24 protein-coding genes and 1 pseudogene are annotated in these 25,571 nt (G+C 62.5%); 5 read left to right on the top strand and 20 right to left on the bottom strand.

Features of this window, described 5'->3' with window-relative positions:
- Positions 1–63: 63 nt before the first annotated feature.
- From ILFOPFJJ_RS14350 to ILFOPFJJ_RS14335, 4 genes are all read right to left on the bottom strand, one after another.
- Positions 64–726, bottom strand: coding sequence for a hypothetical protein (locus tag ILFOPFJJ_RS14350; RefSeq protein WP_173511193.1), 663 nt, complete (start codon positions 724–726; stop codon positions 64–66).
- A 178-nt stretch (positions 727–904) separates the two neighbouring features.
- The gene (gene guaA, locus ILFOPFJJ_RS14345) at positions 905–2,467 is read right to left on the bottom strand and encodes a glutamine-hydrolyzing GMP synthase (protein WP_173511192.1); all 1,563 of its coding nucleotides are present in this window, start codon (positions 2,465–2,467) and stop codon (positions 905–907) included.
- A gap of 113 nt (positions 2,468–2,580) precedes the next feature.
- Positions 2,581–3,219: a 5'-methylthioadenosine/S-adenosylhomocysteine nucleosidase gene (locus ILFOPFJJ_RS14340; protein WP_173511191.1), complete on the bottom strand. Its 639-nt coding sequence runs from the start codon at positions 3,217–3,219 to the stop codon at positions 2,581–2,583.
- Positions 3,216–3,668: a PaaI family thioesterase gene (locus ILFOPFJJ_RS14335; RefSeq protein WP_173511520.1), complete on the bottom strand. Its 453-nt coding sequence runs from the start codon at positions 3,666–3,668 to the stop codon at positions 3,216–3,218. Before ILFOPFJJ_RS14335 ends, ILFOPFJJ_RS14340 begins: the two co-directional genes overlap by 4 nt.
- A 218-nt stretch (positions 3,669–3,886) precedes the next feature.
- Here ILFOPFJJ_RS14335 and ILFOPFJJ_RS14330 point away from each other — a divergent pair, with 218 nt between their 5' ends.
- Positions 3,887–4,441, top strand: a complete 555-nt coding sequence (locus ILFOPFJJ_RS14330) for a GNAT family N-acetyltransferase (RefSeq protein ID WP_173511190.1) — start codon at positions 3,887–3,889, stop codon at positions 4,439–4,441.
- On the opposite strand, the pseudogene ILFOPFJJ_RS14325 reads toward ILFOPFJJ_RS14330, so the two are convergent.
- The 10 genes and pseudogenes from ILFOPFJJ_RS14325 to ILFOPFJJ_RS14280 all read right to left on the bottom strand — a co-directional run bounded on the left by ILFOPFJJ_RS14325 (position 4,387) and on the right by ILFOPFJJ_RS14280 (position 16,247).
- A pseudogene (locus tag ILFOPFJJ_RS14325) lies at positions 4,387–5,530 on the bottom strand (DUF1513 domain-containing protein). The gene ILFOPFJJ_RS14330 and the pseudogene ILFOPFJJ_RS14325 sit on opposite strands and share 55 nt — an antisense overlap.
- A 77-nt stretch (positions 5,531–5,607) precedes the next feature.
- Positions 5,608–6,597: a magnesium transporter CorA family protein gene (locus ILFOPFJJ_RS14320; protein ID WP_173511188.1), complete on the bottom strand. Its 990-nt coding sequence runs from the start codon at positions 6,595–6,597 to the stop codon at positions 5,608–5,610.
- Between the two features lie 212 nt (positions 6,598–6,809).
- Positions 6,810–7,937 carry an imelysin family protein gene (locus tag ILFOPFJJ_RS14315; protein ID WP_173511187.1) on the bottom strand — a complete coding sequence of 376 codons (1,128 nt, stop codon included), beginning with the start codon at positions 7,935–7,937 and terminating at the stop codon, positions 6,810–6,812.
- Positions 7,937–9,769, bottom strand: coding sequence for a di-heme oxidoreductase family protein (locus ILFOPFJJ_RS14310; protein ID WP_173511186.1), 1,833 nt, complete (start codon positions 9,767–9,769; stop codon positions 7,937–7,939). The genes ILFOPFJJ_RS14315 and ILFOPFJJ_RS14310 overlap by 1 nt, the downstream gene beginning before the upstream one ends.
- Positions 9,770–9,815: 46 nt before the next feature.
- Positions 9,816–11,096: an imelysin family protein gene (locus ILFOPFJJ_RS14305; protein WP_173511185.1), complete on the bottom strand. Its 1,281-nt coding sequence runs from the start codon at positions 11,094–11,096 to the stop codon at positions 9,816–9,818.
- Positions 11,097–11,245: 149 nt separating this feature from the next.
- Positions 11,246–12,535, bottom strand: coding sequence for an RsmB/NOP family class I SAM-dependent RNA methyltransferase (locus ILFOPFJJ_RS14300; RefSeq protein ID WP_173511184.1), 1,290 nt, complete (start codon positions 12,533–12,535; stop codon positions 11,246–11,248).
- Between the two features lie 137 nt (positions 12,536–12,672).
- Entirely contained in the window at positions 12,673–13,047 is a 375-nt protein-coding gene (locus ILFOPFJJ_RS14295) for a septal ring lytic transglycosylase RlpA family protein (protein ID WP_173511183.1), read from the bottom strand.
- A 461-nt stretch (positions 13,048–13,508) separates the two neighbouring features.
- Positions 13,509–14,384 (bottom strand): SDR family oxidoreductase, encoded by an 876-nt coding sequence (locus tag ILFOPFJJ_RS14290; RefSeq protein WP_173511182.1) that lies wholly within the window; start codon positions 14,382–14,384, stop codon positions 13,509–13,511.
- Positions 14,372–15,544: a tRNA epoxyqueuosine(34) reductase QueG gene (gene queG, locus ILFOPFJJ_RS14285; protein ID WP_173511181.1), complete on the bottom strand. Its 1,173-nt coding sequence runs from the start codon at positions 15,542–15,544 to the stop codon at positions 14,372–14,374. Before queG ends, ILFOPFJJ_RS14290 begins: the two co-directional genes overlap by 13 nt.
- Before the next feature lie 10 nt (positions 15,545–15,554).
- Positions 15,555–16,247, bottom strand: a complete 693-nt coding sequence (locus tag ILFOPFJJ_RS14280) for a glutathione S-transferase family protein (protein WP_173511519.1) — start codon at positions 16,245–16,247, stop codon at positions 15,555–15,557.
- A gap of 165 nt (positions 16,248–16,412) precedes the next feature.
- Here ILFOPFJJ_RS14280 and ILFOPFJJ_RS14275 point away from each other — a divergent pair, with 165 nt between their 5' ends.
- Positions 16,413–17,219 carry an undecaprenyl-diphosphate phosphatase gene (locus ILFOPFJJ_RS14275; RefSeq protein WP_173511180.1) on the top strand — a complete coding sequence of 269 codons (807 nt, stop codon included), beginning with the start codon at positions 16,413–16,415 and terminating at the stop codon, positions 17,217–17,219.
- Between the two features lie 635 nt (positions 17,220–17,854).
- On the opposite strand, the gene ILFOPFJJ_RS14270 is transcribed toward ILFOPFJJ_RS14275, so the two are convergent.
- From ILFOPFJJ_RS14270 to dnaN, 6 genes are all read right to left on the bottom strand, one after another.
- The gene (locus ILFOPFJJ_RS14270) at positions 17,855–18,835 is read right to left on the bottom strand and encodes a complex I NDUFA9 subunit family protein (RefSeq protein ID WP_173511179.1); all 981 of its coding nucleotides are present in this window, start codon (positions 18,833–18,835) and stop codon (positions 17,855–17,857) included.
- A gap of 121 nt (positions 18,836–18,956) precedes the next feature.
- On the bottom strand, positions 18,957–19,244 hold the full coding sequence (locus ILFOPFJJ_RS14265) for a DUF1330 domain-containing protein (protein ID WP_173511178.1): 288 nt from the start codon (positions 19,242–19,244) through the stop codon (positions 18,957–18,959).
- 139 nt (positions 19,245–19,383) lie between these two features.
- Positions 19,384–20,088: an orotidine-5'-phosphate decarboxylase gene (gene pyrF / locus ILFOPFJJ_RS14260; protein WP_173511177.1), complete on the bottom strand. Its 705-nt coding sequence runs from the start codon at positions 20,086–20,088 to the stop codon at positions 19,384–19,386.
- Between the two features lie 7 nt (positions 20,089–20,095).
- A complete protein-coding gene (locus tag ILFOPFJJ_RS14255; RefSeq protein WP_173511176.1) occupies positions 20,096–20,677 on the bottom strand; it encodes a histidine phosphatase family protein in 582 nt (193 codons plus the stop codon).
- 8 nt (positions 20,678–20,685) lie between these two features.
- Complete coding sequence (pmtA, locus tag ILFOPFJJ_RS14250; protein WP_173511175.1) at positions 20,686–21,288, bottom strand: phospholipid N-methyltransferase PmtA; 603 nt, start codon at positions 21,286–21,288, stop codon at positions 20,686–20,688.
- Between the two features lie 230 nt (positions 21,289–21,518).
- Positions 21,519–22,637 carry a DNA polymerase III subunit beta gene (dnaN, locus tag ILFOPFJJ_RS14245; RefSeq protein ID WP_173511174.1) on the bottom strand — a complete coding sequence of 373 codons (1,119 nt, stop codon included), beginning with the start codon at positions 22,635–22,637 and terminating at the stop codon, positions 21,519–21,521.
- A 251-nt stretch (positions 22,638–22,888) separates the two neighbouring features.
- On the opposite strand from dnaN, the gene rsmI reads away from it, so the two are divergent.
- The 3 genes from rsmI (at position 22,889) to ILFOPFJJ_RS14230 (ending at position 25,569) form a co-directional block, all read left to right on the top strand.
- Positions 22,889–23,818, top strand: a complete 930-nt coding sequence (rsmI, locus tag ILFOPFJJ_RS14240; RefSeq protein ID WP_173511173.1) for a 16S rRNA (cytidine(1402)-2'-O)-methyltransferase — start codon at positions 22,889–22,891, stop codon at positions 23,816–23,818.
- Positions 23,808–24,176: a YraN family protein gene (locus ILFOPFJJ_RS14235; RefSeq protein WP_173511172.1), complete on the top strand. Its 369-nt coding sequence runs from the start codon at positions 23,808–23,810 to the stop codon at positions 24,174–24,176. Before rsmI ends, ILFOPFJJ_RS14235 begins: the two co-directional genes overlap by 11 nt.
- Before the next feature lie 94 nt (positions 24,177–24,270).
- The gene (locus ILFOPFJJ_RS14230) at positions 24,271–25,569 is read left to right on the top strand and encodes an extracellular solute-binding protein (protein ID WP_173511171.1); all 1,299 of its coding nucleotides are present in this window, start codon (positions 24,271–24,273) and stop codon (positions 25,567–25,569) included.
- Positions 25,570–25,571 lie beyond the last annotated feature (2 nt).

Raw genomic sequence — 25,571 nt, 5'->3', positions numbered from 1 at the left:
TCGCGGCCAGGACGTTGGAGCGATCCGGCAACGTCGCCAGCGTGGCGCGCATCCCGGAGCCGTTCAACCTTCCAGAATGTGATCCGCCAGGCTGTAGCAGTGGCTCGCCTGGTAGGCGTTCCGACCTCGGTTCATGTGCGTCAGATTGAAAGTCCGAATGGCGCGCAACACGCGGCCGGTCGCGAGGAATTTGCGGATAGAGCCCGAGGCCCGCACATTGATGCCAAAAATGTCCTCGCCGCGCGGGAAGAAATAACCGACGTCTTCTGGCGTCGTGACGCAGTGCTCGAGAAAGGGCTCGTCCACGTGGCCCTGCGCGGGTGACTGGTCCATCGTGAAATCCGAAAGATGCACCAGGAATCTGGCACGGATGCCCTCGCCGTCCGCATAGAGCGTGAAAAGCTCCATCCAGCTCGCATTAACGCGGACAAGCGGCTTGTCGGAGGTCGACGGCAGACAAGAAACTGACCAGTAGTGACGCTCGGTCTTGCGCGGGATAGGGATGCAGTTTTGGCCGTAGAGCCTCAGAATCTCCAGAACTTCTTGTGCTTGCGGGTGACGAAGCAGCTTTTGAAACCGCGCGACGTACTTGAACCGCTGTTCTAGGGACTCCGAACGCTCGTCGGCGTCGTGCAGGTTCGTCTTGCCTTCTATCCAATTGCGCTGCTGCTCAAGATCCAGAAATTGCCGCAGACCAGTGGTGCTGCGGCGAGGAGTCGTGCTCATGTCAGGTGCATCCGATCGTCCTCCCGCGAAGTGCCGTCCCCGACACGATGCGACTTGTGACCCTTCGCTAGATTGACTCTATGCCCGTCGATAGGTGCCGATAGGAAGCACTTTATTTTATATCAGCACGTTGTGGCGTGCTCTGGCGCAGAACCGGATACGGCCGGACAGGCCTGAATCACTCCCACTCGATCGTGCCCGGCGGCTTAGACGTCACGTCGTAGACGACGCGGTTGATGCCGCGGACCTCGTTGATGATGCGGGTTGCCGCGCGGCCGAGGAATTCCATGTCGTAGTGGTAGAAATCCGCGGTCATGCCGTCGACCGAGGTTACGGCGCGGAGCGCACAGACGAATTCGTAGGTGCGCCCGTCGCCCATGACGCCGACCGTCTGCACCGGCAGGAGTACGGCAAAGGCCTGCCAGATGGCGTCGTAGAGGCCGGCCTTGCGGATTTCGTCGAGATAGATCGCGTCTGCCTCGCGCAGGATCTCGAGCTTCTCGCGGGTGATGCCGCCGGGGCAGCGGATCGCAAGGCCTGGCCCGGGGAAGGGGTGGCGGCCGATGAAGCTGTCCGGCAGGCCGAGTTCGCGGCCGAGCACGCGCACCTCGTCCTTGAAGAGTTCGCGCAGCGGCTCGACGAGCTGCATGTTCATGCGCTCCGGCAGGCCGCCGACATTGTGGTGCGACTTGATCGTCACCGACGGGCCGCCGGTGAAGGAAACGCTTTCGATCACATCAGGATAGAGCGTGCCCTGCGCGAGGAAATCGGCACCGCCGAGTTTCTTCGCCTCTTCCTCGAAGACCTCGATGAAGAGACGGCCGATGATCTTGCGCTTGGTCTCCGGATCGCTGACGCCTTCGAGCTCGCCGATGAAGCGGTCGGAGGCATCGACGTGGAGGAGGTGGAGGTTGTAATGCTCCTTGAACATGGCGACGACGTTCGCCGCCTCGTCCTTGCGCATGAGGCCATGGTCGACGAGGATGCAGGTAAGCTGGTCGCCGACCGCTTCGTGAATGAGAAGCGCAGCGACGGAGGAATCGACGCCGCCCGAAAGCGCGCAGATCACCTTCTTGTCGCCCACCTGCTCACGGATCGCCTCGACCGCCTTGGCGCGATAGGCCGACATGGTCCAGTCGCTCTTGATGCCGGCGATTTTGTGCACGAAATTCGCGATCAGCTTGGCGCCATCAGGCGTGTGGACCACTTCCGGGTGGAACTGCACCGCGTAATATTTGCGCTTCTCGTCGGCGATGAAGGCGAAAGGAGCGTTGGACGAGGTCGCGACCACCTCGAAGCCCTGCGGGATCGCGGTGACGCGGTCGCCATGCGACATCCAGACCTGGTGGCGCGAGTCGACCGACCAGACACCGTCGAAGAGGGCGCATTCCTTCTCGACTTCCAGGAAGGCGCGGCCGAATTCGCGGTGATGGCCGCCTTCCACCTTGCCGCCGAGCTGCGCGCACATGGTCTGCTGGCCATAGCAGATGCCGAAGACCGGCAGGCCGCTGTCGAAGATGACCGACGGCGCGCGGGGGGAGCCGATCTCGAGCGTCGAGGCCGGGCTGCCCGACAGGATCACCGCTTTCGGTTTCAGGCGCTTGAAACCCTCCTCGGCCGACTGGAACGGGACGATCTCACCATAGACGCCGGATTCACGCACGCGCCGGGCGATAAGCTGGGTCACCTGGCTGCCGAAGTCGATGATGAGGACGGTATCGGGATGGGCTGTCTGGGTCATGTCGGGCCTTCAAACGAGCTGGGGTCAGGTCCTGCCCCTTAATCATGGCGAGCCTTTAATCAAAGCCCGGGATCAGTGCAACGATTACATTGCACCCCGACAATTTAGGGCCTTCAGAGCCTGATTTCACCGGTTTCCATTGCCGCTTCCAGCCTGTCGATCGCCGCGGCCAGCTTCTCGTCGATCACGTGCAGATATTCGGTCCAGTCGTCGACGTGCTTGAGTTCAGCCTTTCCGTCTGAAATGCCGCGCAGCCCGATCAGCGGCCGGCCGAAGGATTGGCAGGCACGCAGGACCGCGAAGGTCTCCATCTCGACCATGTCGGCGTCTATCCCGTCATAGGTCTTTCCCGAGACGATATTGGCGCCGGTCGAAAGCCGCGCCTCCCTTACGCCCGGAATGCGTAGGGGCAGGTCGACGACGGCGGGCAGATCGAGGAACGGCGTTGCCCCCTTCTCGAAACCCAGCACGGACGCGTCCATGTCGCGATAGCCGACTGAGGTCGCCTGGTAGACTTCGGTCTGTTCGAGCGTGGCGGACCCCGCCGAGCCCAGCGAAACGACGAGATCGGGCAGATTATTGCCGCCATCGAGCCTGGCGAGCGTCCGCGTCAATGTGACGGCGGCTTCGACCGGGCCGACGCCAGTCATCAGCGGTGCAATCCGGGCGCGCAGACTTGGCCCATATTCCGCGTCGACCGCCATCACGTAGAGGATCTTCCTGCCGGCCACGGACTTCAGTTCAAAGCTCATCCCTCGATCCCCTCGCGTCCGCGCACCACCATCATGGTGCCCGTCATCGATGCGATCAGCTTTGCCGGACCGTCCGGGCGTATGGCATAGCCCCGCCCATCCGAAACGATGATTGTCGTGCCAGGCTTCGTCACCTCGCCGCGGAAAAGAAAGCGGTCGCCGCGGCCGGGCGACAGAAGGTTCACCTTGAATTCGATCGTCAACAGCGATGCGTCGGGGTCGATCAGCGAATAGGCCGCATAGGTGCCGGCGGCGTCAAGCGCGGCAGAAATCACCCCGGCATGCAGCAGGCCGTGTTGCTGCGTGAGCTTGCCGTCGAAGGGCAATTCGATCTCTACCGTTCCCTGTTCGATGCGCGTCAACTCCGCGCCGATGGTGTGCATCGCCGCCTGGCGGTTGAAGCTTTCCCGGATGCGGGCGTGAAAATCATGCGGCTCGCTGTCGTCGATCAATAGAAGAAGCCTTTCCGAGGGCGGGGCCGACTGCCCGCTTCGCCCGACAGTGGCACGCGGGCGGAAGCAGGACAAGCATGAGCGACGCGGAAAATCGGCGCGCTGGGCAACCGCCGGCGCCAGCTTTCGCGCTTCAACCGCATCGGGGCAAAAGATGCGCAAATTGGGACCGGCGCTTGCTTTCGCGAACCCCTGCTGATCCATATATGTCTACAATGAGGAACATCAGACGCATTGAAATCCGACCGGCCGTCCGCGACGATGTCCTGATGATGGCGTCAGTGCTCGTCGAAACCTGGCGGTCGACGTTTCGCGGGCTCATTTCCGATGCGTATCTCGATGCGATGACAGTCGAGGATCAGGCGATCCGGCATGCGCGCCGGATGCGCGCCGCAGGCGTTTTCCACACCGTCGCAGTCGACATGGCCACCAAGAAGGTCATCGGCCTGGCGAGCTACGGGCGGGCGCGTTCGATGCCGCCGGCCTTCGATCGGGAACTCTATACGCTCTATCTCCTGGAGGAGTTCCAGGGTGCCGGCATCGGCTCTGCGCTCGTGCGCACGATTGCCGGGCATTGCCGGGACACGGGCGCCTCGTCGCTTTTTGCCTGGGTGCTGGCCGACAATCCGAACCGCGCTTTTTATGAACGGCTCGGTGCCCGCGTCGTCGGTCGAGGGCGCGTCAGCGTCGGCGGAGAAATCTACGATCAGGTCGCCTATCGCTGGGACGATCTCACAGCGCTTTCCGGCGCCGGGAATGCCGCGATGTGATCGCGGCTATCCCAATCTGACGATATGCTGGTCCCAGGCAACGGCGCTTTTGCGCTCCTTGAAGCGCCCGTCATACGAGGAAACGGCGAATCCGTGCGCGGCCGCGGCGACGCCTGCGGCCTCGGCGATGACTTCTTGCTTCAAAACGGAGCCCGTCCGGGCATCGAGCGTAACGGCGACATTGCCTTTCGGGGAAGTCAGGCCGATGAGCCCTTCGCGGCGGTTGACGGCGATTGCGCCGACATAGTTCGCGAGCGCTTCGGTCGTCCGCTCGGGGAGGGTGAGGAAGGCCAGGTCTTCGCCCGGGGAAAAGTGGCCGACGAGCGGTGGCAGCTCGTTGCGCGCCCCTTCGTACTGGCAGGCGAACCAGATTTTTCCCTCGGCATCGATGTCCACGTGCCGGGTCGAAAGCCGGCTAAGCTCCTTCGGCAGCACGTGCCTTTCGATGAGCGCGCCCGTGAGGGTGTCGACGAGCGTGAGACTCGGCTCCATTTGATCGAGGTTGAGCTTGGTGCGTCCGAAGGCCGGATGGGTCTCTATGCCGCCATTGGCGACCGCGAGCGTCCTCCGGTCGGCGGCAAGCGTCATGTCATGCGGTCCGATGCCATAGGTCGGAAATTCTCCGATCCGGGCAAATCCCTTGGTCCCGTCGTAGACGCCGACCATGCCGCGATTGGCGGAAAAGTCGTTCTCGGTGGCGTAAAGCAAGCGCCCGTCGGCGGAAAAACAGCCGTGGCCAAAGAAATGCCGACCCTCGGCGGCGGTGATGACGACCGGCTCGGCCGTGCCGCCCGGCGAAAAGATCACGGCATAGGTACCCGGCCGGCGGGCAAAGGCGACTGCCCGGCGGCTTTCCGGAGAGAACGTCATGCCGTGAGCACGCGCCGGCAGCAGCGTCCGGTCGACGATTTCGCCCTCTTCCGTGAGCGTCGCGACACCGTAGCTGCCGTCCGGGTCCATGAAGGCCGAAGCGAAGACGGCATCCGCGCGTTCGAGCGCAAAGACAGCACGCGGGGCAAGCGTCGCCACCCAGGCGGCACCTGCCATTTTGATGAAGCTGCGTCGGTCGATGAGGCTTTTCGCGTTCATGCGCGTCTTGTCGTAAACGGGACGATGGCGGCGATGATGCTGCCGCCGATCCCCATTGGGTGTAACAGATAATCGCGTTACAGCCAGCCCCGGCGTTTGAAATAGAGAAAGGGCAGCAAAGCCGAAAGCACCATCATGGATAGTGCGTAGGGGTAGCCGAGCTGCCATTTCAACTCCGGCATCACGTCGAAATTCATGCCGTAGATCGAGGCGACCAGCGTCGGCGGCAGGAACACGACAGCAGCCACCGAGAAGATCTTAATGATCTGGTTCTGTTCGAGATTTATGAGTCCGAGCGTCGCGTCGAGCAGGAAATTGATCTTGTTCGAGAGAAACAGCGCGTGATCACCGAGTGAAGTCGCGTCGCGCTGGATCAGCTTGACCCGCTGACGGCTCTCCTTTGCCGCCTTACGCTGACCATTTCCCTCGATCGCGACGTGATAGGCGACGAGCCTGCCGACGCTGACCAGGCTTTCGCGAATGATCGTCAACAGGTCGCCCTTCTGACCGATCTGCTCGATCAGCGATTGCAGGTCGCGCGTCTTCTTGGTGGCGCTGGCGTTCGACTTTCGGAAGACTTCGCGCGAGATCGCATCGACCTCGTTGCCGGCGCGCTCCAGTGCGTCCGCCGTGCGGTCGATCATCGCCTCGAGCAGTCCGAGCATCACGAGTTCGCCGGTTTCGCACGCCGCTCCGTTCGGCTTCTGGATCCGGTTGGCGTAGACCTGAAACGACTTCGGATCGGCGTGACGTACCGTGACGAGACTCGTTCCCTTGAGAATGAACGTCACCGGCACTTTGGCCGGATAGTCGCTGTCGAGTTTCGCCGCCGCGGTCATCGTCATGAACTCGGCGCCGTCTTCCTGATAGAGGCGATCGGAAAGTTCGATTTCCTGCATCTCGTCCCGTGTAGGGATCGCGATTGCCAGCCTGTCCTCGACGAGCCGCGTCTCCTCGGCGGAAGGATTGAAGAGGTCGAACCAGATCACCGGCTCCGGCGAAGCCAGACCGTTGAGGAGATCGACGAGCACGAGATGGCTGTTCTGGCTTTTGTAGATGCGCAGCATTTGGGGCTCCATGGGGCCAAGTCGTCCGACCGCCCGAAGCCCTGATCAATCAGGACCGGACGGCCGTGAGCATGAAGGCTCGACTTCGACTGTCGGGGTTCATTTCCGGTTGATCCTTATGGTGAAACATGCCCGAAGACGGACACGGAATGCCCTTTGCGCCCAAAGGGCCGACTTGTCAACCTGAGCGCCCGACAGCTCTCTGAAACCGGTCAATCGCCGTCGGCGAACGAAAAGCCGGCTCCAAGTCCGATCGCGCCGCCGAAGTCCCGGTTCAGCCTGTCGAGCAGGTCGGCCGTGTTGAGCGCGATGAAATCGAGCGTGGCCCGCTGTTTTCCGTCGGCAAGGGCCGCATCGATCGGACCATCGATGCGGTCCGCTGCGTCGATCAATGACTTGAACAGGAAGTTTACCGAGCCGGCGATCGAGCGGCTGTCGGCGGGAAGCAGGCTTTCCATCCCGGCCGTGTTGAAGAGCATCTGCAGCGCCCGGAGATTCACCGAGATCGATGGCATCGTATTTTCCGAGCGCCAGTAGATGGCGAGCTTCGGACGACCCTCGTCCCGCTTCCCGTCGATTGCCCCAGCATAAAAGGGTCGCAGCCGCTGGTCCTTCACCATCTCGACGCTGTGGACCAGGACGCCGAGCAGCTCGGTCGCGGCCTCCTTGTTGTCGCGGAAGAGCGGATTGCCGGGTCCGGGTTTCTTCCAGGCCGCCTGTATACCGTCCGGTTTTTCCCATGCGGCAAGCAATTCGCCGGCGATCGCCTTCAGGTTCTGCGATATCGCGTGGCCGTAACGGCAGCGGAAATCGCCGTTCTTCCCGGCGAGCACCTCGGCTCCGGTGCCGTAAAGGACGTATTCAAGCGCGCCGAGCCCCTGCACCGCGACGCTCTTTGTCTTGAGGCGGCCCGGTTCCGTTGCTGTCTCGTCGCCCTTGGCAAGAATGGCCTGTACCTGCTTGAGGCCGGTACTCTTGCGATCGGGATAGAACAGGAACCGCTCGAACCGGTTCTGCTCCAGCGCCGGCCCCAGGCGGACGATTTCGATCGCCGACCATTTCCGAACGACGCCGGAAAAAGCTGCTCGCGTCGTCTCGAGCGCTGGCTCGGACGGGGCGCGGCAAAGCATCGACGTTGCTTCGACGAGGAGGGCCGTTGAGTGCGATAGGTCGCGATAGCCGGGAATGACGAAGTCGTCCACGGCCTTCGCCATGACGCCCGGCAGGGCAGCCTCGTCAAGCACACGCGGCGAGAGCGCGGTTCCCTCCTGCGCTGCCGCCGGCATGGTGGCGTGCGCCATGAGGAGAAGGCCGAGTGCCAGGAAATGCCAAAGGCGCATCAGAGGGACTCCAGGAATGTGATCAGGGCTTCACGGTCTTCCTTCGGCAGGCTGGCAAAGCCGTTCCGTGCCTTTTCTGCTTCACCGCCGTGCCAAAGAATGGCCTCGGTTAGATTGCGGGCGCGGCCATCGTGGAGGAAGTAGGTGTGGCCGCTGACGGTTTGCGTCAATCCGATCCCCCAGAGCGGCGGCGTGCGCCACTCGCGGCCATCGGCGACGCCGACTTGCTGGCCGTCTGCGAGACCTTCACCCATGTCGTGCAGCAGGAAATCCGAATAGGGCCAGATCAACTGGAACGCCTGCTCCTTGTGCGGCGCATCGCGCCGGGTCACGAATTTCGGCGTATGGCAAGCCGTGCAGCCGGATTCGTAGAAGAGCTGCTTTCCCTTAAGCGTTTCCGGGAAGCTTGCCTTGCGGCGGGCGGGCACGGCCAGATTGGAGGCATAGAAGGTCACGAGACCAAGCACCGGCTCGGGTGCCTCGACGGGACCGAGCCGTTCTTGAACGCCGACGGGGAGCGCGAGGCAGTCGGTCTGCGCGTCGGTGCAATCGCCATGGCTGCGGTCGTTGTCCGGGCTGGAAATGCCGATGTCGATGGCGAAGGCATCGGCGGCCTGGCGGCGCAGCGACGCGCTCTGCGCCTTCCAGCCGAAGCGACCCAGCACCATGGCTCCGGTTTTGGCGTCGCGGAGCAGGGCGGGCCGCCCGCTGATGCCGTCCCCGTCGCGGTCGTCGGCATCTGCACGCGCCAGAATATTGGCCTCGTGGATCGCTTCGATCAGTCCGAGACCGATCATCGGCGAGGCGACGCGCGGTGAGAGCGTCGTCGCCGGATCGAGCGGACCATAGGCAAGGTCCGCGACCGCGTAATGTGGTTTGCGCAGGGAAACGCGTTCGCCGCCCGCAAGCGTCACCTGCGCTTCCGTGTAGCCGATGGTGACGCGCCCTTCGGCTGCGATCCCTGGCACGGCACTGTCCTGAAGCTGCGTGCCGTAGACAGGATCGGGAAAATTGAGAGTGGCATGGGACGCGATCGCCTGCCGTTCGGCGTCGTCGCGCGGTGCACGGGCAAGGCGATAAAACATCGAGGTTGCGTCCGACATTCCTTCCGGCGGCCGGCCGCGCCCATCGCGGGGATGACAGCTCTCGCAGGCGCGGGCGTTGTAGAGCGGGCCGAGTCCGTCGGAGGCCTGCGTAGACGAGGGCGACGAAACCCAGAGCTTCTCGAATAGCGCCTTGCCGAGCTTGAAGTTCTGCTCGTCTTCGAAGGCCAGGTTCGCCGAGAATTGGGAGAACGCCTTCCGGTCGATCGGCGCAATCGTTGTTGTGGCGCCGGCGGAAAGGGCCTCGAACTGTTCGGCCTTGGAGAAATCCGTCGTCGGCTGGGTGACGATCAGCACACGCTCGCGGTCGCGCTCGGAAAGGTCTTGGCGTTCGGGGCGAGACGAGATCTGATTGTCTGCTACCTGCCCGGCGCTACACCCCCCTCTGCCCTGCCGGGCATCTCCCCCACAAGGAGGGAGATCGGCCAGCGGCGATGCCTCGCTCACCCGATTACTCGCGGCTTGTATCGTTGAATGCGACCACCCCGGCACTTGTGCACTCGCCGTCAGGCAATGCTTTGCCTGCGGCCAATCTCCCCCCTTGTGGGGGAGATGCCCGGCAGGGCAGAGGGGGGTATCGACTCCGCCTTTCCCGATTTCAGCCGTTGCAATCCGTTGGAATTCCGCATTGACGGCGAGGCCGGGACCGTCGCCCGTCGTCGCTGCGGTTGCGGTGACGCTGATGAGCGCGGCAAGCGGCAGCGCTAGGAGGCGGGAGGTCACATGCATTGGACTTGGGCCGGGCCGCACCTTTCGGAGCGGCCCGCCTTTTCGCTTATTGGAAGACGGCGCCAGGATTATCCAGGCTGTCGGAACCTTCAAGCTCGATCGTGCCGAGGTCGAGCGATGCAATGACGCGTTCGACGGTCTTCGCCTGCGCGACGAGGCCATCGATCGCTGCCTGCACGGTGGCATTGCCCTCGGCGTTGCCTTCGCCGATCATCTGGTCGTAGGCCTCGACCGTTTCGGCACGCTTGGCCATCGCCTGCATCTTTTCGACGGCGGCGGCGAGATTGTCCTTCATTTCCTTGTCGAGGGTCGCGTCCTTTGCGGCAACGAGTTCGGAAAGCGAGGGGCCGGTCAGCTTCGTGCCGTCGACACGGGTATATTCGCCGGTATAGGCGGACTGGATGCCGATCGCGTCATGGAGATGCGAGTTGTGCGTGTTGTCCGAGAAGCAATCGTGTTCTTCTTCCGGATCATGCAGCAATAGGCCGAGCTTCATGCGCTCGCCGGCGAGTTCCCCGTAGGAAAGCGAGCCCATGCCGGTGAGAATGGCGGCAAGGCCAGCCTTCGGATCGGCCTCGACTGCCTTGGTGGCAGCCCCGTCCGGCGTCCAGTTGGCGACCATCTCCTTGAGGTCCGCGACGAGCAGGCTGGAGGCCGCCTTCAGGTAGGCGGCGCGGCGATCGCAGCTGCCGTTCGTGCAGGTTTTGGTGTCGAAGTCGGTATAGGAGCGGTTGCCGGCGCCAGCGCCAGTGCCGTTCAGGTCCTGTCCCCAGAGCAGGAATTCGATCGCGTGGTAGCCAGTCGCGACGTTCGCCTCAATGCCGCCTGCTTCCTGCAGCGTCCCGGACAGGAATTCCGGGGTAATATTCGTCGCGTCGACATCCTTGCCGTCGATCTTGATCGTCTTGTTGGCGATCACGTTGGCGACGAAGAGAGCGTTCTCGTCGCTTTCGGTGCCGTAGCTCGCATCGACATAGTCGATCAGGCCCTCGTCGAGCGGCCAGGCGTTCACCTTGCCTTCCCACTCATCGACGATCGTATTGCCGAAACGGTAGACCTCGGTTTCCTGATAGGGGTTACGCGCCTTGAGCCAAGCTTCGCGCGCGGCCTTCACGGTGTCTTCGCTCGGGCCTGCGATCAGCGCGTCGACCGCCTTGTCGAGTGCTTCGGCCGTCGTCAGCGCGTCCCGGTATTTGGCATGTGCAACGGCAGCATAGTGCTTGACGACCGCGGCGGCGTCGGTGGCGGCATTCGCCGGGTGCAGCGCCAGCGCCGATGTGGCCGTCATGAGCGCTAGCGCGGCGGCGCGGATGAAATTCTTGGTCATGACCCTCTCCTTTGCTTCTTCCAGGGCCGCGAGCAAGGTCTCTCCGGGCCCCCCTAAAGCGAACTTTTCATGGACCAAAAGTAAACTTGTGTCAAAGTGTATAGTTTAGAATGTTTTCAATCTGCCACTTCTCCGGGCGCAGCCCGTAACTATGCCTTGCGGCCCATAAGGCAGAAGAAGAAGCCGTCGGTTCCGGTCGAAGCGGGTGTCAGCGTGACCGTCTTCATGTCGGCGGACCACGGCTGCGGCTTGTCGGTGCCGAAGAGTGTTGCCCATGTGTCGGCGGCCGAGAGGATTTCGAATTCCGGGTTGTCCTCGCAGAAACCATAGACCTGCGACTCGTTCTCCTCGGGAAGCACCGAACAGGTCACGTAAACCAGATGGCCGCCCGGGCGGACGAACTGGGCGGCGCTTGCGAGCGCTTCCTCCTGCTGCGCCAACCTCTCCTCTAGGTTCTTTTGCGTGAGGCGCCATTTCGTGTCCGGGCGGCGTCGCCACGTACCGGTGCCGGTGCAGGGCGCATCGACAAGCACGCGATCGAAGCGCCCCGCAAGCGGCGCCAAGGCCTCCGCCGATTCGTGCACCTGCACATTGCGGGTGCCGGCGCGCTTCAGCCGTTCGATGATCGGCGCCAGCCGCTTGCGATCGGTGTCATAGGCATGGACCTGGCCCTTGTTGTTCATCGCCGCCGACATGGCGAGCGTCTTGCCGCCGCCGCCGGCGCAGTAGTCGAGCACCTGCTCGCCTTCGTGCGGGAAGACGAGATCGGCAACGATCTGCGAGCCCTCGTCCTGGACCTCGAACCAGCCCTTCTGGAACGAGATTTCCGCCGTCACGTTCGGCAGCCGCGAAGCGCCTTCGCCGGCCGGAATGCGCACGCCGTGGCGCGCAATCGTTGCGGGCTCGGCGCCGCTCCGCTCGAGTGCCTTCAGGACCTTCTCACGGCTCGCCTTCAGCGTGTTGACGCGCAGGTCGAGCGTCGGCCGGCCAGCAAGCGCCTGGGCTTCCGCGAGCCAGTTCTCAGAAAAGTTCTCCTCGAAGGAAGCCTGCGTCCATTCCGGAATGTCCGCCTGCACGTGGAGGGGCGCGTCTTCGAGCCGGCGCTCGGCAAAGGCGTTCATCATCCCCGCCGAAGGGGACTCCGGCGCGAACTTGTCGTCGGCGAGCTCCGCCGCAAGCGTATCCGTGGTAAAGCCCCACTGCCGGTACATGACCGCATGGCCAAGCGCTGTCGCGCTGTCGCTATCCATCAGATAGGCGTGGGAGAGTTTCATCCGCAGCGCATCGTAGACGATGTTGCCGATGGCCGCGCGGTCGCCCGATCCGGCGAAGCGGTGGGAAAGACCCCAGTCCTTGAGTGCGTCGGCGACGGGACGCTTCCGCTTCTCTATATCGTCAAGAACCTCGATGGCCCCGGCGAGTCTTCCGCCCAATCGCATCTTCGATGAACTCCTTTTCCGCCGTGGTAGCGGCGATGGGGTCGAAGAGCAAGACGGAAGCGGCATAAATACGGGAGACCGACAGTTCCCGTAAGCAAATCCGCCCGGTGCGAGAATCGGGCGGAAGTATTGGCGGATCACGAATTGATGACGCGGTAACAGATACTGGCGGTTCCGGACCGGATCATGCCGATCTGCGAAGCGGCGGCTTTGGAGAGATCGATCACCCGGCCGCGAATGAAGGGACCGCGATCGTTGATGCGAACGACGACGGTCTTGCCGTTCCGCTTGTTGGTGACCTGGACCTTGGTGCCGAACTTGAGGCTGCGGTGAGCGGCGGTGAGGCGGGCGGCATTCATTCTTTCGCCGGACGCAGTCTTGGATGAGAGGGCATACCAGGATGCACCGCCGCAAGCGGACCCTGCTGCCTGACTATCGGATACCGAGACCAACCCCATCCCGGCGGTGAATAGCACTGCTGCGGCAGCAGTCTTGATTTTCGCTGGTTTCAAGCGAGACCCCCACGGTTTGAAAGTTTAGTTAATTTTCCCTGCTGATCGAGCTAATTGGGGTGAATAATGGCAAAAACGTGCTTCAACCGTTAACGCTCGATTAGGATTTATTAAAAAAGGGCCAGAATTTAAAATCGAAGATTGTTTGAATTAGTTTAAATCGTTGCGCGAAGTTCTTTGGAATCAGGGATTCAACCTCGTTGGAGGCTCCGTGCGGCGTGCAGACTCCTCCTTGCGGAAAAAAATCATTAAAAATTTCGATCAGTATGATTTTTCGTGATTCTCGTTCGTGGAAATCTCGGAACTATCGCGTAAGTTGTACAAAGAGGCGAAGTATAGACCGAACATGGGCAAGCTTTGGGCAGTCAAGCATATGTCGGGTTCACCGTTACTACCGGATGATCTGGAGACATGCTTTCGTCCGGACGGCGGTATTCTGATCGCGTGAATTGTGGCGGAGTCTACTTGCCGCGCCAGGTGCCGGTTTCCCACAACTGTGCAAGCGAAACGCGATAGTTGGGGAAGGCGAATTCGAACCCGGCCCCGCGAAGGCGTGCATTCGAAACGCGCTTGTTCTCGCCGTAGAAGGAGCGCGCCATCGGCGACAGTTCGGCGGTCTCGAAAGGAGTTTCCGGCGGCGGCTCGACGCCCATCAGCCGGGCGGCCTCCGCAACGACGTCCTGTGGCGGGGCGGGTTCGTCGTCGGTGACGTTGAAGATGCCGCCCATGCCGCGGCTGGCGAGAAAGGCGGCAGCCGATCCGATGTCTTCGACCCGGATGCGGTTGAACACCTGGTTGGGCTTTACCAGCCGGCGCGCCGTGCCTTCGGCGAGGTTGCGAAAGGCATTGCGGCCCGGTCCATAAATGCCGGCAAGGCGCAGGACCGCGACGGGAATGTGACGCTCGGCCCCATAGGCGAGCCAGGCATTCTCGGCCTCTATCCGTTCGACCGAACGCTGCGAAACCGGTTTGCAGGGTGTCTCCTCCGTCACCCAGGCTCCCTTGTGGTCGCCATAGACGCCAACGGTGGAAAGATAGCCGACCCAGCGAAGATTCGGCAGACGTTCGGGCAACGGCGTGCCGCCGGCGCGGAACATCGGGTCGCCCTCGCGGCCGGGGGCAATCGACTGGATGAGGTGGGTTGTCTGGTGCATGGCGTCCGCGAGTTCGGCGGAAATCGCGGTTCCATCGAAAAGGATGGGGCGGATGCCGGTTTGCGCAAGCCCGGGGAGCCTTTCGGGTGAGCGGGTGGTGCCGGTCAGGGATTGTGCGGCAGGAGCCACCGCTTTCGCGATCGCCGTGCCGGAATAGCCGGCGCCAAGAATCAGGACATGCATCGGCTTACTCCTGCCATTTGCCATTCCGAAAGTACGTCGTTGTCGGTTTCAGGCCCGCACTCTCTAGCGAAGGCGGCGAGTTCGTTGCGCGGCATCAGCCGCGAAAGCGCCCAGACAGCCATTGCCCTGACCGCCGGGGAAGCATCGCTCGCCAGCGCCTTGCAGCGTGGTATCAGGCTTTTTTCGCCGGAATTGCCGGCCGCGATCAAGGCATTTCTGACGAAGCGGTCGCGTCCGATGCGTTTCACCGGTGAGCCGGAGAAGAAGGCGCGGAACGCCGCATCGTCCAAGGTCAGCAGGAAATTCAGTTCCGGCTCCTTCAAGTCGTCGCGCGCTTTGAGCTTCATCTCAGAGGCCGAGCGCGCGAACTTGTTCCACGGACAGGCCGCGAGACAGTCGTCGCAGCCATAGATCCGATTGCCGATCAGCGGACGGAGCTCGGGCTCGATCGGACCCTTGTGCTCGATCGTCAGGTAGGAAATGCAGCGCCGCGCGTCGATCCGGTAGGGTGCCGGAAAGGCGCCGGTCGGGCAGGCGTCGAGACAGGCCCGGCAGGAGCCGCAATAGTCGCGTTCGGGTTCGTCTAGGTCGAGTTCGGCCGTCGTGAAAAGACTGCCGAGAAACAGCCACGAACCGTATTCGCGGCTGACAAGATTGGTGTGTTTTCCCTGCCAGCCGATGCCGGCTTTCTCTGCGAGCGGCTTTTCCATGACAGGGGCCGTATCGACGAAGACCTTCACGTCCTCGCGGGCGCGGGCGGCAAACCGCGTCGCGATCTCCTTGAGCCGCCCCTTGACGACATCGTGGTAGTCGCGGTTCTGCGCATAGACGGAAATCGCCCCGCGGTCCCGCTTATCAAGGATCGCGCGCGGATCGTCCTCCGGACCGTAGTTCATTCCGAACATGACGATCGAGCGGACGTCGCTCCACAGCACGCGCGGATCGGACCGGCGTTCGGCGGTTTCCTCGAGCCAATCCATGGTGCCATGAGCGCCTTCGGCCAGGAACTGTTTCAGTCGCGCCGGCGCCTGCGGAATGGCGTCCGGTCGCGTGATGCGACAGATATCGAAGCCCTTGTCCGCCGCCTCGCTCTTCAGAAGCGCAGTTAGTGTGCTGCGTTTCCTGCCCTGGTTCTCCGCTCTTGCAGCGTCGCCAGGCATTGCCTTGTCCTCAGAAGTCGAGGTCCGCATAGTGCGAGACCGGTGTGACGCCGCGCACCCGCTCGCCGAGCAGCGGGCGGAACGACGGACGGGATTTCAATCTTTGGTACCACTCCTTGGCCGTCGGCGCTTCGGACCAGTCGATCTCGCCGAGGTAATCGAGCACGGAGATGGCCGCCGCCGCTGCGAGATCGGCATAGGAGATGCGGTCGCCCGCAAGCCACGGACGCGATCCGGCGAGCCAGGAGAGATATTTCATGTGTTGACGAATATTGGCGCGCGACGTGCGCAGGATTTTCGAATCCGGTGCGCCGCCGCCCTGATCCGGGGTCATCTGCAGCTTGAAGATGCGTTCGCGCACCAGCGGACGCGTCACATCGGCCTCCATCTTCTGCAGGAACCATTCGGTGAGCCGGCGAATCTCCGCCCGCTGGAACGGATCTTCGGCAAGCAGCCGGCGATCGCGCTTCAGAATGCCGTTGGTTTCGTCCAGATATTCCGAAATGATCGTCGCGCCGCAGAGTGCTCGCATGCTGTCGTCCACATAGACTGGCAGCGTGCCCGCTGGATTGAGGGCCAGAAAGTCCCGCCGATTTTCCCAGGGCTGCTCTTCGCTCAGCTCGGTCTGGTAGCCGTATTCGGAGAGAATCAGGCGGACGAACCGTGAGGCGGAGGACATGGGGTGATGATACAGTGTCGGCATCGAGGATCGCGCTTCGTAGATCTGTTTTTCCGGGAGCGTCAGCATCGCGGCACATGTCTCTGGCCACGGCTTGTCATAAAAACGAGCTATAGGTAGTTCAGGTGGCAAACACAAGCGAATCGACCTTCTCCTCCCAAATCCCAACATGTCAGGAGCATCTTATTAATGGCGGATCAATCGATCATCAGCGCGCTCGTCCTCGGGCTTGTCGAGGGACTGACCGAGTTCATCCCCGTATCGTCGACGGCGCACGTCCTTCTTGCCGGCCACTTCCTTGGTTTCAGGTCACCCGGAAATACGTTTGCCGTTCTCATCCAGCTCGGCGCCATCCTGGCGATCCTGCTGGTTTATTTCCAGCGGCTGCTCAAGATCGCGTTGGCCCTGCCGACGAATGCTATCGCCCGTCGCTTCGTGCTTTCGGTGCTCATCGCCTTTCTTCCGGCAGCCGTGATCGGCGCCGCGGCCCACGGCTTCATCAAGTCGGTGCTTTTTGAAACACCGATGCTGATCTGCATCGTATTGATCGTCGGCGGGCTCGTCCTCTATGCGATCGACCAGCTCCCGCTGAAGCCGCGCTACACCGACGTGATGGAGTATCCGCCGTCACTCGCCTTCAAGATCGGCCTCTTTCAGTGCCTTGCGATGATTCCTGGCACGTCGCGTTCCGGGGCGACGATTGCCGGTGCTCTGCTGATGGGGACCGACAAGCGTTCTGCGGCGGAGTTCTCCTTCTTTCTCGCCATGCCGACCATGGTCGGGGCCTTCGCCATCGACCTCTACAAGAACCGCGATGCGCTGTCCTTCGAGGACGTAACGCTGATCGCCGTCGGGTTCATTGCCGCCTTCGTCGCAGGCGTGTTCGTCGTGCGCTCGCTGCTCGATTTCGTCTCGCACCGCGGCTTCACGCCTTTCGCGATCTGGCGGATCATCGTCGGGGTCGCGGGCCTGATTGGTTTGTGGCTTCTTGGATAGCTGCTGCATGTGTCCTTAAATCGTAGCCGATTTAAGGACACATGCAGCAATTCAAAGTGCTGCAGCGTCCTCTGGGCGTCTGATAGGACGCGCGGCGCTGTAGAAACATAAAGCCGCATGCGCTCCTTTCGAAACGCATGCGGCTCCCTGGCCCCCGCCAAAACTCAGATATCAACCGCCGCGGCGTTGTCCGTCTTTAGGAGGACGGCTACGCTTCACGCGACAGGTGCCGGCTTACTCGCCGGAAAACTCGATCGACGCCGTCGTGCATGGGTCGACGCCATAGGCGGGCGCGCATCCCTTGCTGCTGCTTGCCACGGTGCTCGGAGCCATGAATGAGCCAGCCAGAATGATCATTGCCGCAGACGCAAAAAAGATTGCGATCGACTTGCCCATGGGACGTTATGCCTTTCGAGTGTGATGTTGGCACCGACTGCGCTCGCCGAGCGATGTGGCGCGAGCGGTGTTTATTCGCTGGACATGTCATGATCAATATCAGGGCATGCTGAATCTGCGGTAAACGATATTCGTGTTTTCGACTGCGGCAGAACTGCAACAATGCTGCGTCATTGCCACAAGCAAAAACCGCCGGCAGGGCCGGCGGTCATAAAGAGAAAATCCGGAGGCGACAGGTGTCAGGCCGCGCGTCCGCCGCGTGTATACTGCCCATGCGGGCGATAGCGCACCAGATAGCTCGGCAGGATCGAATCGAGCATCGTCGGCTTGATCCCGATTCCGGCGAGCGTGCGTCCCTCAGCTTCGGCCTGCGCAGAGACCACATTGTCGGATTTGAGCAACACCACTTGATCGGCGGTGAGCGGCGGCGTGATGAACGGCACCAGCGAAGCGACGCTGCCGAGCAGCGAAGCGATGCTGAAAGGTATCGACACGAGATGGCGCTTGCGGTCGATCGTCTTCAGCATGAGCTCGAGACAGTCGCGGAACGACAGAACTTGCGGTCCGCCGAGCTCGTAGATCTTGCCTTTCTCGATCTTGCCGTCGACGGCACGGGCCACGGCCTCGGCAACGTCGGTCACATAGACCGGCTGGAATTTCGTATGACCGCCGCCTACCAGCGGCAGGACCGGCGAAAGCCGCGCCATTTCGGCGAACTTGTTGAAGAAGCCGTCCTCGGGTCCGAAAATGATCGACGGGCGCAGGATGATCGCGTCCGGAACCGTTTCGAGGATCGCTGCCTCGGCCCGGCCCTTGGTCCGGGCATAGCTCGATTCCGACTTGGCATCGGCACCGATCGCCGAGATGTGCGTCAGCGTGGCCCCGGCTGCCCGCGCGGCTTCGGCGACTGCGCGCGCTCCGAAATCCTGGACCGCGTCGAACGTGTTGCGGCCGCTCTCGAACAGGACGCCGACGCAGTTGATCACATGGTCGGCGCCTTCGACGGCGCGGTCGACCGATTTGCGGTAGCGCAGATTGGCCTGGACGAAGGAAATCTGGCCGACATTGCCGAGCGGCTGGAGATGGCCGGCAAGGTCCGGCCGGCGGACCGCCACACGAATGCGATAGCCGCGCTTGGCGAGCGCGCGCACCACATGACGGCCGACAAATCCGGATCCGCCGAAAATCGTCACCAGCGGCGGAAGGTTGGACAAGGTCATGGGAAACGCACTCCTGATCTCATATGGAAGAATTGCTTGCTACATAGCCCAAGCGGCGGGCGAGGTGAAGGCCAATCCCACGTCGCCGCGCGAGCACTTTCGTGGTGCCTTCTGATAGGGTTCAGACCCCTTCCACTACCACCATTTCGGCGTCGGCCACTTCCTGGCGGATCGCGGCGGCGATCTGGTATTCCGGCGAGTTGTAGCAGTCGACGGCGGCCTGGAGGGAAGGGAATTCGATGACGACGTTGCGGGAGCGAACGGCGCCTTCCAGCCGATGGAAGTTGCCTCCGCGCGCGAGGAATATTGCGCCGTATTTCTCGAAGGCCGGCTTTGCCGCCGCCACGTAGTCCTTGTAGCGCTCGGCGTCCCGTATATCGACCCGAGCGATCCAATATCCCTTGGCCATGATAAACTCCTCGTCTTTCGGTAGAGTACACAGACGGGGTCGTTACTTCCGGCAATTCGCGGTCAACGTCAAGCGCGCCCCGTTGCTCAGGGGCGGAAGCTCGTAAAATAGCTGGAGGTGCTTTCTTCGCCGAGGCGGATCAGCCGGAAAGCGCGCTCTCCATTTCGGTGAGGATCGCACGGGCGGCCGTCAGCGGTTCTGCAGCCTGGACGATCGGCCGTCCAACGACGAGATGGCTCGATCCCGCGCGAAGCGCGTCAGCTGGCGTCATCACCCGCTTCTGGTCGCCCTTGTCGGCGCCCGCGGGGCGGATGCCGGGGGTGACGAGCGCCATCTCCGCTGCGATGATCTTGCGCACCGCGGCGGCCTCCTCGGCGGAGCAGACGATCCCGCCCATTCCCGCGGCACGGGCCTGTTCCGCCCGGCGCAGCACCAGCGTATGCGGATCGTATTCGTAGCCGGCATCGATGACGTCCTGCTCGTCCATCGAGGTGAGGACCGTAACGCCGAGCAGGCAGAGGCCGGATCCGCGCGCCGCCTCGACGGCCGCCTTCATCGCTTTTGGGTAGGCGTGCAGCGTCAGCATCGACATGCCCATCTTCGCGATGTTCTCGACGCCCTTCGCCACGGTGTTGTCGATGTCGAGCAGCTTCATGTCGAGAAAGACCTTCTTGCCGCTCGCGGCGAGATCCCGCGCGAATTCGAGCCCGCCGGCGAAGGCAAGCTGATAGCCGATCTTGTAGAAGGCGACATCGTCGCCAAGCGCCGAGACGATCTTCTCCGCCTCGGCAATCGTCGGAATATCAAGGCCAACGATCAGCCGGTCGCGCGCGCTCATGGTCATGTCGAGATCACCCCTGCCAGAATTCCATCGGCGTCCAGTCGCATGTGACGGCGCGATCCGCAAGACGAAATGCAAAGAGGTTGCCGCCGCCCGCGGGCTGGTCGGCATCGCGCGCGATCGCCGTGCCTGTCATGCGGCATTTGAGCAGGGTCCCGACGCCGCCATGCCCGACGAAGGCGATCGGAACCGCGGGATCGTGGCGATCGAGAATATAGGAAACCGCGTCCCAGATGCGCGTCTGGGCATCGATTGCCCGCTCCCAACCCTTGAAGCTTTCGTTCGGATGGGCAAAAAACCAGTCGGCCGCCTTTTCGAACTCCTCCGGCGGCAGGAAGCCTGTTGCCGAGCGGTCGTTCTCGCCCATCTCTTCGTCGGTCTCGACCGGGACACCTGCCGCCTGCGCCAATATGGCGGCGGTCTCCATGGCTTTCGTCTCATGGCTGGATACGATCCGCCCGAGCGACCGGACCCACGGGTTCGCGGCCGTTACGCGGGCGCGATCCCTGCCGAGGTCGGACAATCCCCATTTCGGCACGGCCATCGCGGGGTCGATCCGGACCTGCGGGTGGGTCAGGTAAACGCCGAACACGCCGTGCCTCAATGCGCTTTGCGATAGACCCAAAGCTGCGCGGGCGGAATGTTGCGGACGACAAAGTCGAGATGCTGGATGCTGTAGCGGTCGGGCATGGCGACGACCGGCGACAGAGGGCCATAGGAAATCTGCACGACAGGCCGGCCAACAGGGATCCGCGAAAGCAGGTCCTCGATAAGCTCGACGCGGCGGTGCATCGGGAAGTTCAGGAGCGGCACTGCGGACACGACGCTGTCGAACTGCTGGTCCTTCATTGATCCGAGCGTATGCTCGAGATCGAAGGCGTCGCCATTGACGAAACGCACGCCGGCGAAATGCGCCTTCAGTTGATGGTAGAATTCGGTCGAATATTCCACCGACACCAGTTTTTCCGGTGCGATCCCGCGCTCCAGGATCGCCTTGGTGATCACGCCGGTTCCCGGTCCGAGTTCAAGCACCGGCAGTCCCGAGCGGGGATTGACCACGCTTGCCATCCGTCGCGCCGTGATCGAGGATGTCGGCAGGATAGCTCCGACGGCGCGGGTGTTGCTCATCCAGCCCTTGAAGAAGCGGATTTCCTCGTCGAACTTCCGGCCGAACTTTTCCTTCACCTTCAAGCGCAAGCTCATCGAATCCCCTCGAAAAATCATTCTCATTTCGGTCGACCGCGGCCCATGCTGTGTTCTGATTCGCCGGGTCGCGCAACTGCATGGGGCATAATGTGCTCCCATCTGCGGCAAAAACAAGTCTGTCCGCGTCTAAAAGCGATGGCTTATCAACAAGGCGCGACCACAGGTTTCATGAAAAACCCGCCGGCCAAGGGGCGGCGGGTCAGCGTTTCGAGAGCGCGATCGAACCGTCACACACGCATCGGCATGAGAACGTAGAGCGCGTCCTCGGCGGCAAGATCGCGCACAAGTGTCGGCGAACCGGGATCGGCGAGCATGAAGACCGCGTCGTTGCCGGTAAGTTGGGCGGTGATGTCGAGCAGGTATTTGGCGTTGAAGCCGATTTCCAGGGGGTCGTTTTCGTAGCCGACCGGCAGCTCTTCCGTCGCGCTGCCCGAATCCGGGTTGTTGACCGTCAGCGTCATCTGTCCGTCGGCGAGCGCGAGCTTCACTGCGCGGCCGCGCTCGGACGAAATCGTCGAGACGCGATCGACGGCCTGGGCAAAGGACTGGCAATCGACCCGCAGTTCCTTCTCGTTGTTGGCCGGGATCACCCGCTGGTAGTCGGGGAACGTGCCGTCGATCAGCTTCGAAGTCATGACGATCGAGCCGATCGTCAGGCGGATCTTCGCGTCCGAGACCTCGACAGTCACGACGATGTCGGGATTGTCGAGCAGCTTCTGCAGTTCGCTTACGGTCTTGCGCGGAATGATGATGCCCGGCATGCCTTCGGAGCCGGCCGGGGCTTCGACATCGGCCCGCGCCAGGCGGTGGCCGTCGGTCGCAACCGCGCGCAGCTTCAATTGTCCCTTGTTCTCGACGGTGTGCACGAAGATGCCGTTGAGGTAGTAGCGGGTCTCCTCCGTCGAGATCGCGAACTGTGTCCGGTCGATCAGCATCTTGAGATCCGTCGCCTTCAGGCGGAACGAATGCGAGAAGCTCCCGGCCGTCAGATCCGGGAAATCCGATTGCGGCAGGCACTGCAGCGAAAACTTCGAGCGCCCGGAGGCGACCGTCATTGCCGTGCCTTCGGCATTGGTCGCAAGCAGCACCTCCGCTCCGTCCGGCAGCTTGCGAACGATGTCGTAGAGGAGATGCGCCGGAACGGTGGTGGCGCCCGCCTGTTCCACCTGTGCCGGTGTCGCCTCGGTGATCTCGAGATCGAGGTCGGTCGCCTTCATTTCAAGGCTCGCTCCGTCCGAGCGCAACAGCACGTTCGAGAGGATCGGGATCGTGTTTCGCCGTTCGACGACGCGGTGAACATGGTTCAGCGATTTCAGGAGATTGGACCGCTCGAGAGTAATGCGCATGGGATGCTACCGCTTTCAACCGTTGCCCGGCGGGCGAACCCGCCGCAGCGTCAACTGCGAGTGCTCCGGCCGATCGGCCGGAAGGATGTGGACGGGCAAAATGGCAGAAAGAGAGCCGCAAAAGCAAGGGGTTTCACGGGCTCTTCCCCAACGTGGGAGCTTGCCGTCGCAACGCACCCTTGCCCTGCCCCCTCTGCTCACTCATAAAGGGCTGAACTGATAAGCCAAATGTCGTGATCGGGACCAGGGAGTTGGACAAGCATCAATCGCCTCAAGCGGGGGAGAAAGAAGGGCAGCGCGGCTATCGGCTGCACAATGCGAGCATTCCCGCCCGTCCGCTGGAGCCGGCGCTCTATCTCGTCGCGACGCCGATCGGCAATCTCGCCGACATCACGCTTCGAGCGCTGGAGACGCTTGCCGGCGCCGACGTTCTCGCCTGCGAGGACACGCGCGTGACCCGCGTGCTGCTCGACCGCTACGGCATCGTCAATCGTCCGTTCGCTTACCATGAGCACAATGCCGAAGAGGCCGGTCCGCGGCTGCTGGCGGCGCTCGGCGAGGGGAAATCGGTGGCGCTCGTCTCCGATGCCGGGACGCCGCTCGTCTCCGATCCCGGCTATCGCCTGGCGCAACTGGCAATCGAGGCCCGCCACCGGGTCGTGCCGATCCCGGGGGCATCGGCTCCCCTTGCGGCCCTTGTCGGCTCCGGCCTCCCGAGCGACGCCTTCCTGTTTTCCGGCTTCCTGCCGACCAAGGACAAAGCGAAGCGCGACCGTCTCGGCGAACTCGCCACCGTGCCGGCGACACTATTGTTCTTCGAGTCGCCGCATAGGATCGCTGCGACGCTGGCCGTGGCAGCCGATGTTCTCGGCCCGGAAAGGAAGGCGGCCGTCTGCCGCGAGCTAACCAAGGCGTTCGAGGAGTTCCGCCGCGGCACCCTCGGGGAGCTCAGCGCCTTCTACGCCGAGGGGGCGAACGTTAAGGGCGAAATCGTTCTGGTCGTCGGTCCGCCGGATGCGAAGCCGGTTCCCAAGGAAGCGGATGTGGATGCCCTGTTGGGCGCCCTTGCACGGGACATGCCGATGGGCAAGGCGGCGACGGAAGCCGCCCACCGGACCGGACTGCCGCGCAAGGAACTCTATGACCGGCTTCTCGCTCTCAAGGAACGCGATGAGGGTTGAGCGACCGGACAGCCGCAAGCTGAAGGCCCTGAAGCGCGGTCACTTCGCCGAATACCGCGCGGCGCTCTGCCTGATGCTCAAAGGCTATCGCATCGTCGCAATGCGTTACCGCACCAGGCTCGGCGAGATCGACATCATCGCCCGTCGCGGCGATCTTGTCGCCTGCGTCGAAGTGAAGGCTCGCCGCGGCTTCGACGAGGCGGTCTTCGCGGTCTCCGATACGGCGCAACGGCGCATCAGGGCTGCAAGCGATATCTGGCTGTCCCGGCAGGCGGATTTTCATCGTCTCTCCGTCCGCTACGATATCGTCGCGGTCACTCCCTGGCGCTGGCCGCGGCATTTGCCGGACGCCTTTTGAATTTGTAATCGTCAAGACATAAAAGCGTTACCGGCCTGTCACGGAAGGTCACTAGTCCACAGCCATCCGCAAACGGTGGAGAGGACAGGAGACCATGTTCAAGAGAATTTCGCTTGCAGCCGTTACTTTCGCATTTTCCGCAACGACATCGCTCGCCGCGACCAACATCACCTGGTGGCACGGCATGGCCGGCCGCAACGGCGAGGTCATCAACGAGGTCGCGCAGAAATTCAACGAATCCCAGAGCGCCTGCGCCCTGACGCCGGTCAGCAAGGGCACCTACGAGGAAGCGCTCGCTTCCGGTATCGCCGCTTTCCGCTCGGGCGAGCAGCCGAACATCCTGCAGGTCTTCGACGCGGGTGCCGCGACCATCATCAATGCCAAGGGCGCCGTCATCCCGGCGGAGGACCTGATCACCAAGGCCGGCTACGCCTTTGATCGCAACGCCTTCATCGACGGCGTGCGCTACTTCTACGCCGACAGCGAGGGCAAGTTCGTCGGCATGCCGTTCAACTCTTCGGCGCCGATCATGTATATCAACGACGAGGCGCTGAAGAAAGCCGGCGTCGAAGCTCCGAAGACCTGGGAAGATTTCGAGGCAGTCGCTCCGAAGCTGAAGGAAGCCGGTTATATCCCGCTCGTCCAGTCGCAGCTTACCTGGCAGTTCACCGAGAACTTCTTCTCGCGCAACAACATCCAGTTCGCGACCAACAACAACGGCTACGACAGCGTCGCCGACACCGAGCTGAAGGTCACCGACCCGAACCTGCAGATGATGTTCGAGAAGCTCAGGGCCTGGAAGGACGAGGGTTACTTCGCCTTCTACGGCGCCGGCTGGAACGACAACCAGAAGGTTTTCGAGGAAGGCAAGGCTGCCCTCTGGATCGGCTCGTCCGGCTCCTTCGGCGGCTTGACGAAGACGGCGCAGATGCCGTTCTCGGCGACCTTTCTGCCCTATTGGGGCTCGATCGAGGGCGCCGGCACCAACTCCTTCATCGGCGGTGCCGCGCTCTTTGCCATGTCCGGCAAGTCGGACGAGGAAAACAAGTGCGTCGCCGACTTCTTCCAGTTCCTGACGTCGCCGGAAATCCAGTATTTCTATCATAAGTCCACCGGCTACGTGGCGATCACCAAGGCAGCCTACGAGCTTGCCCAGAAGGATGGCTACTACAAGGAAAAGCCCGTTGCCGAAGTCGGCATCAAGCAGCTTCTCCTGCCGGCCGGTGAATGGTCGAAGGGCTATCGCCTCGGCTTCTACCCGCAGATTCGCGAGATCATGGAGCGCGAGTACGGCCGCATCTTCTCCGGCGAAACGACCGTCAAGGACGCCTTCGAGACGATCGAGAAAGAAGGCAACGAACTGCTCGCCCGCTTCGCCAAGACGGCAGGCTGATC

It is taken from the genome of Sinorhizobium psoraleae (assembly GCF_013283645.1).
Taxonomy (GTDB): Bacteria; Pseudomonadota; Alphaproteobacteria; order Rhizobiales; family Rhizobiaceae; genus Sinorhizobium; species Sinorhizobium psoraleae.
This window is presented reverse-complemented; position numbering and strand designations above follow the sequence as displayed.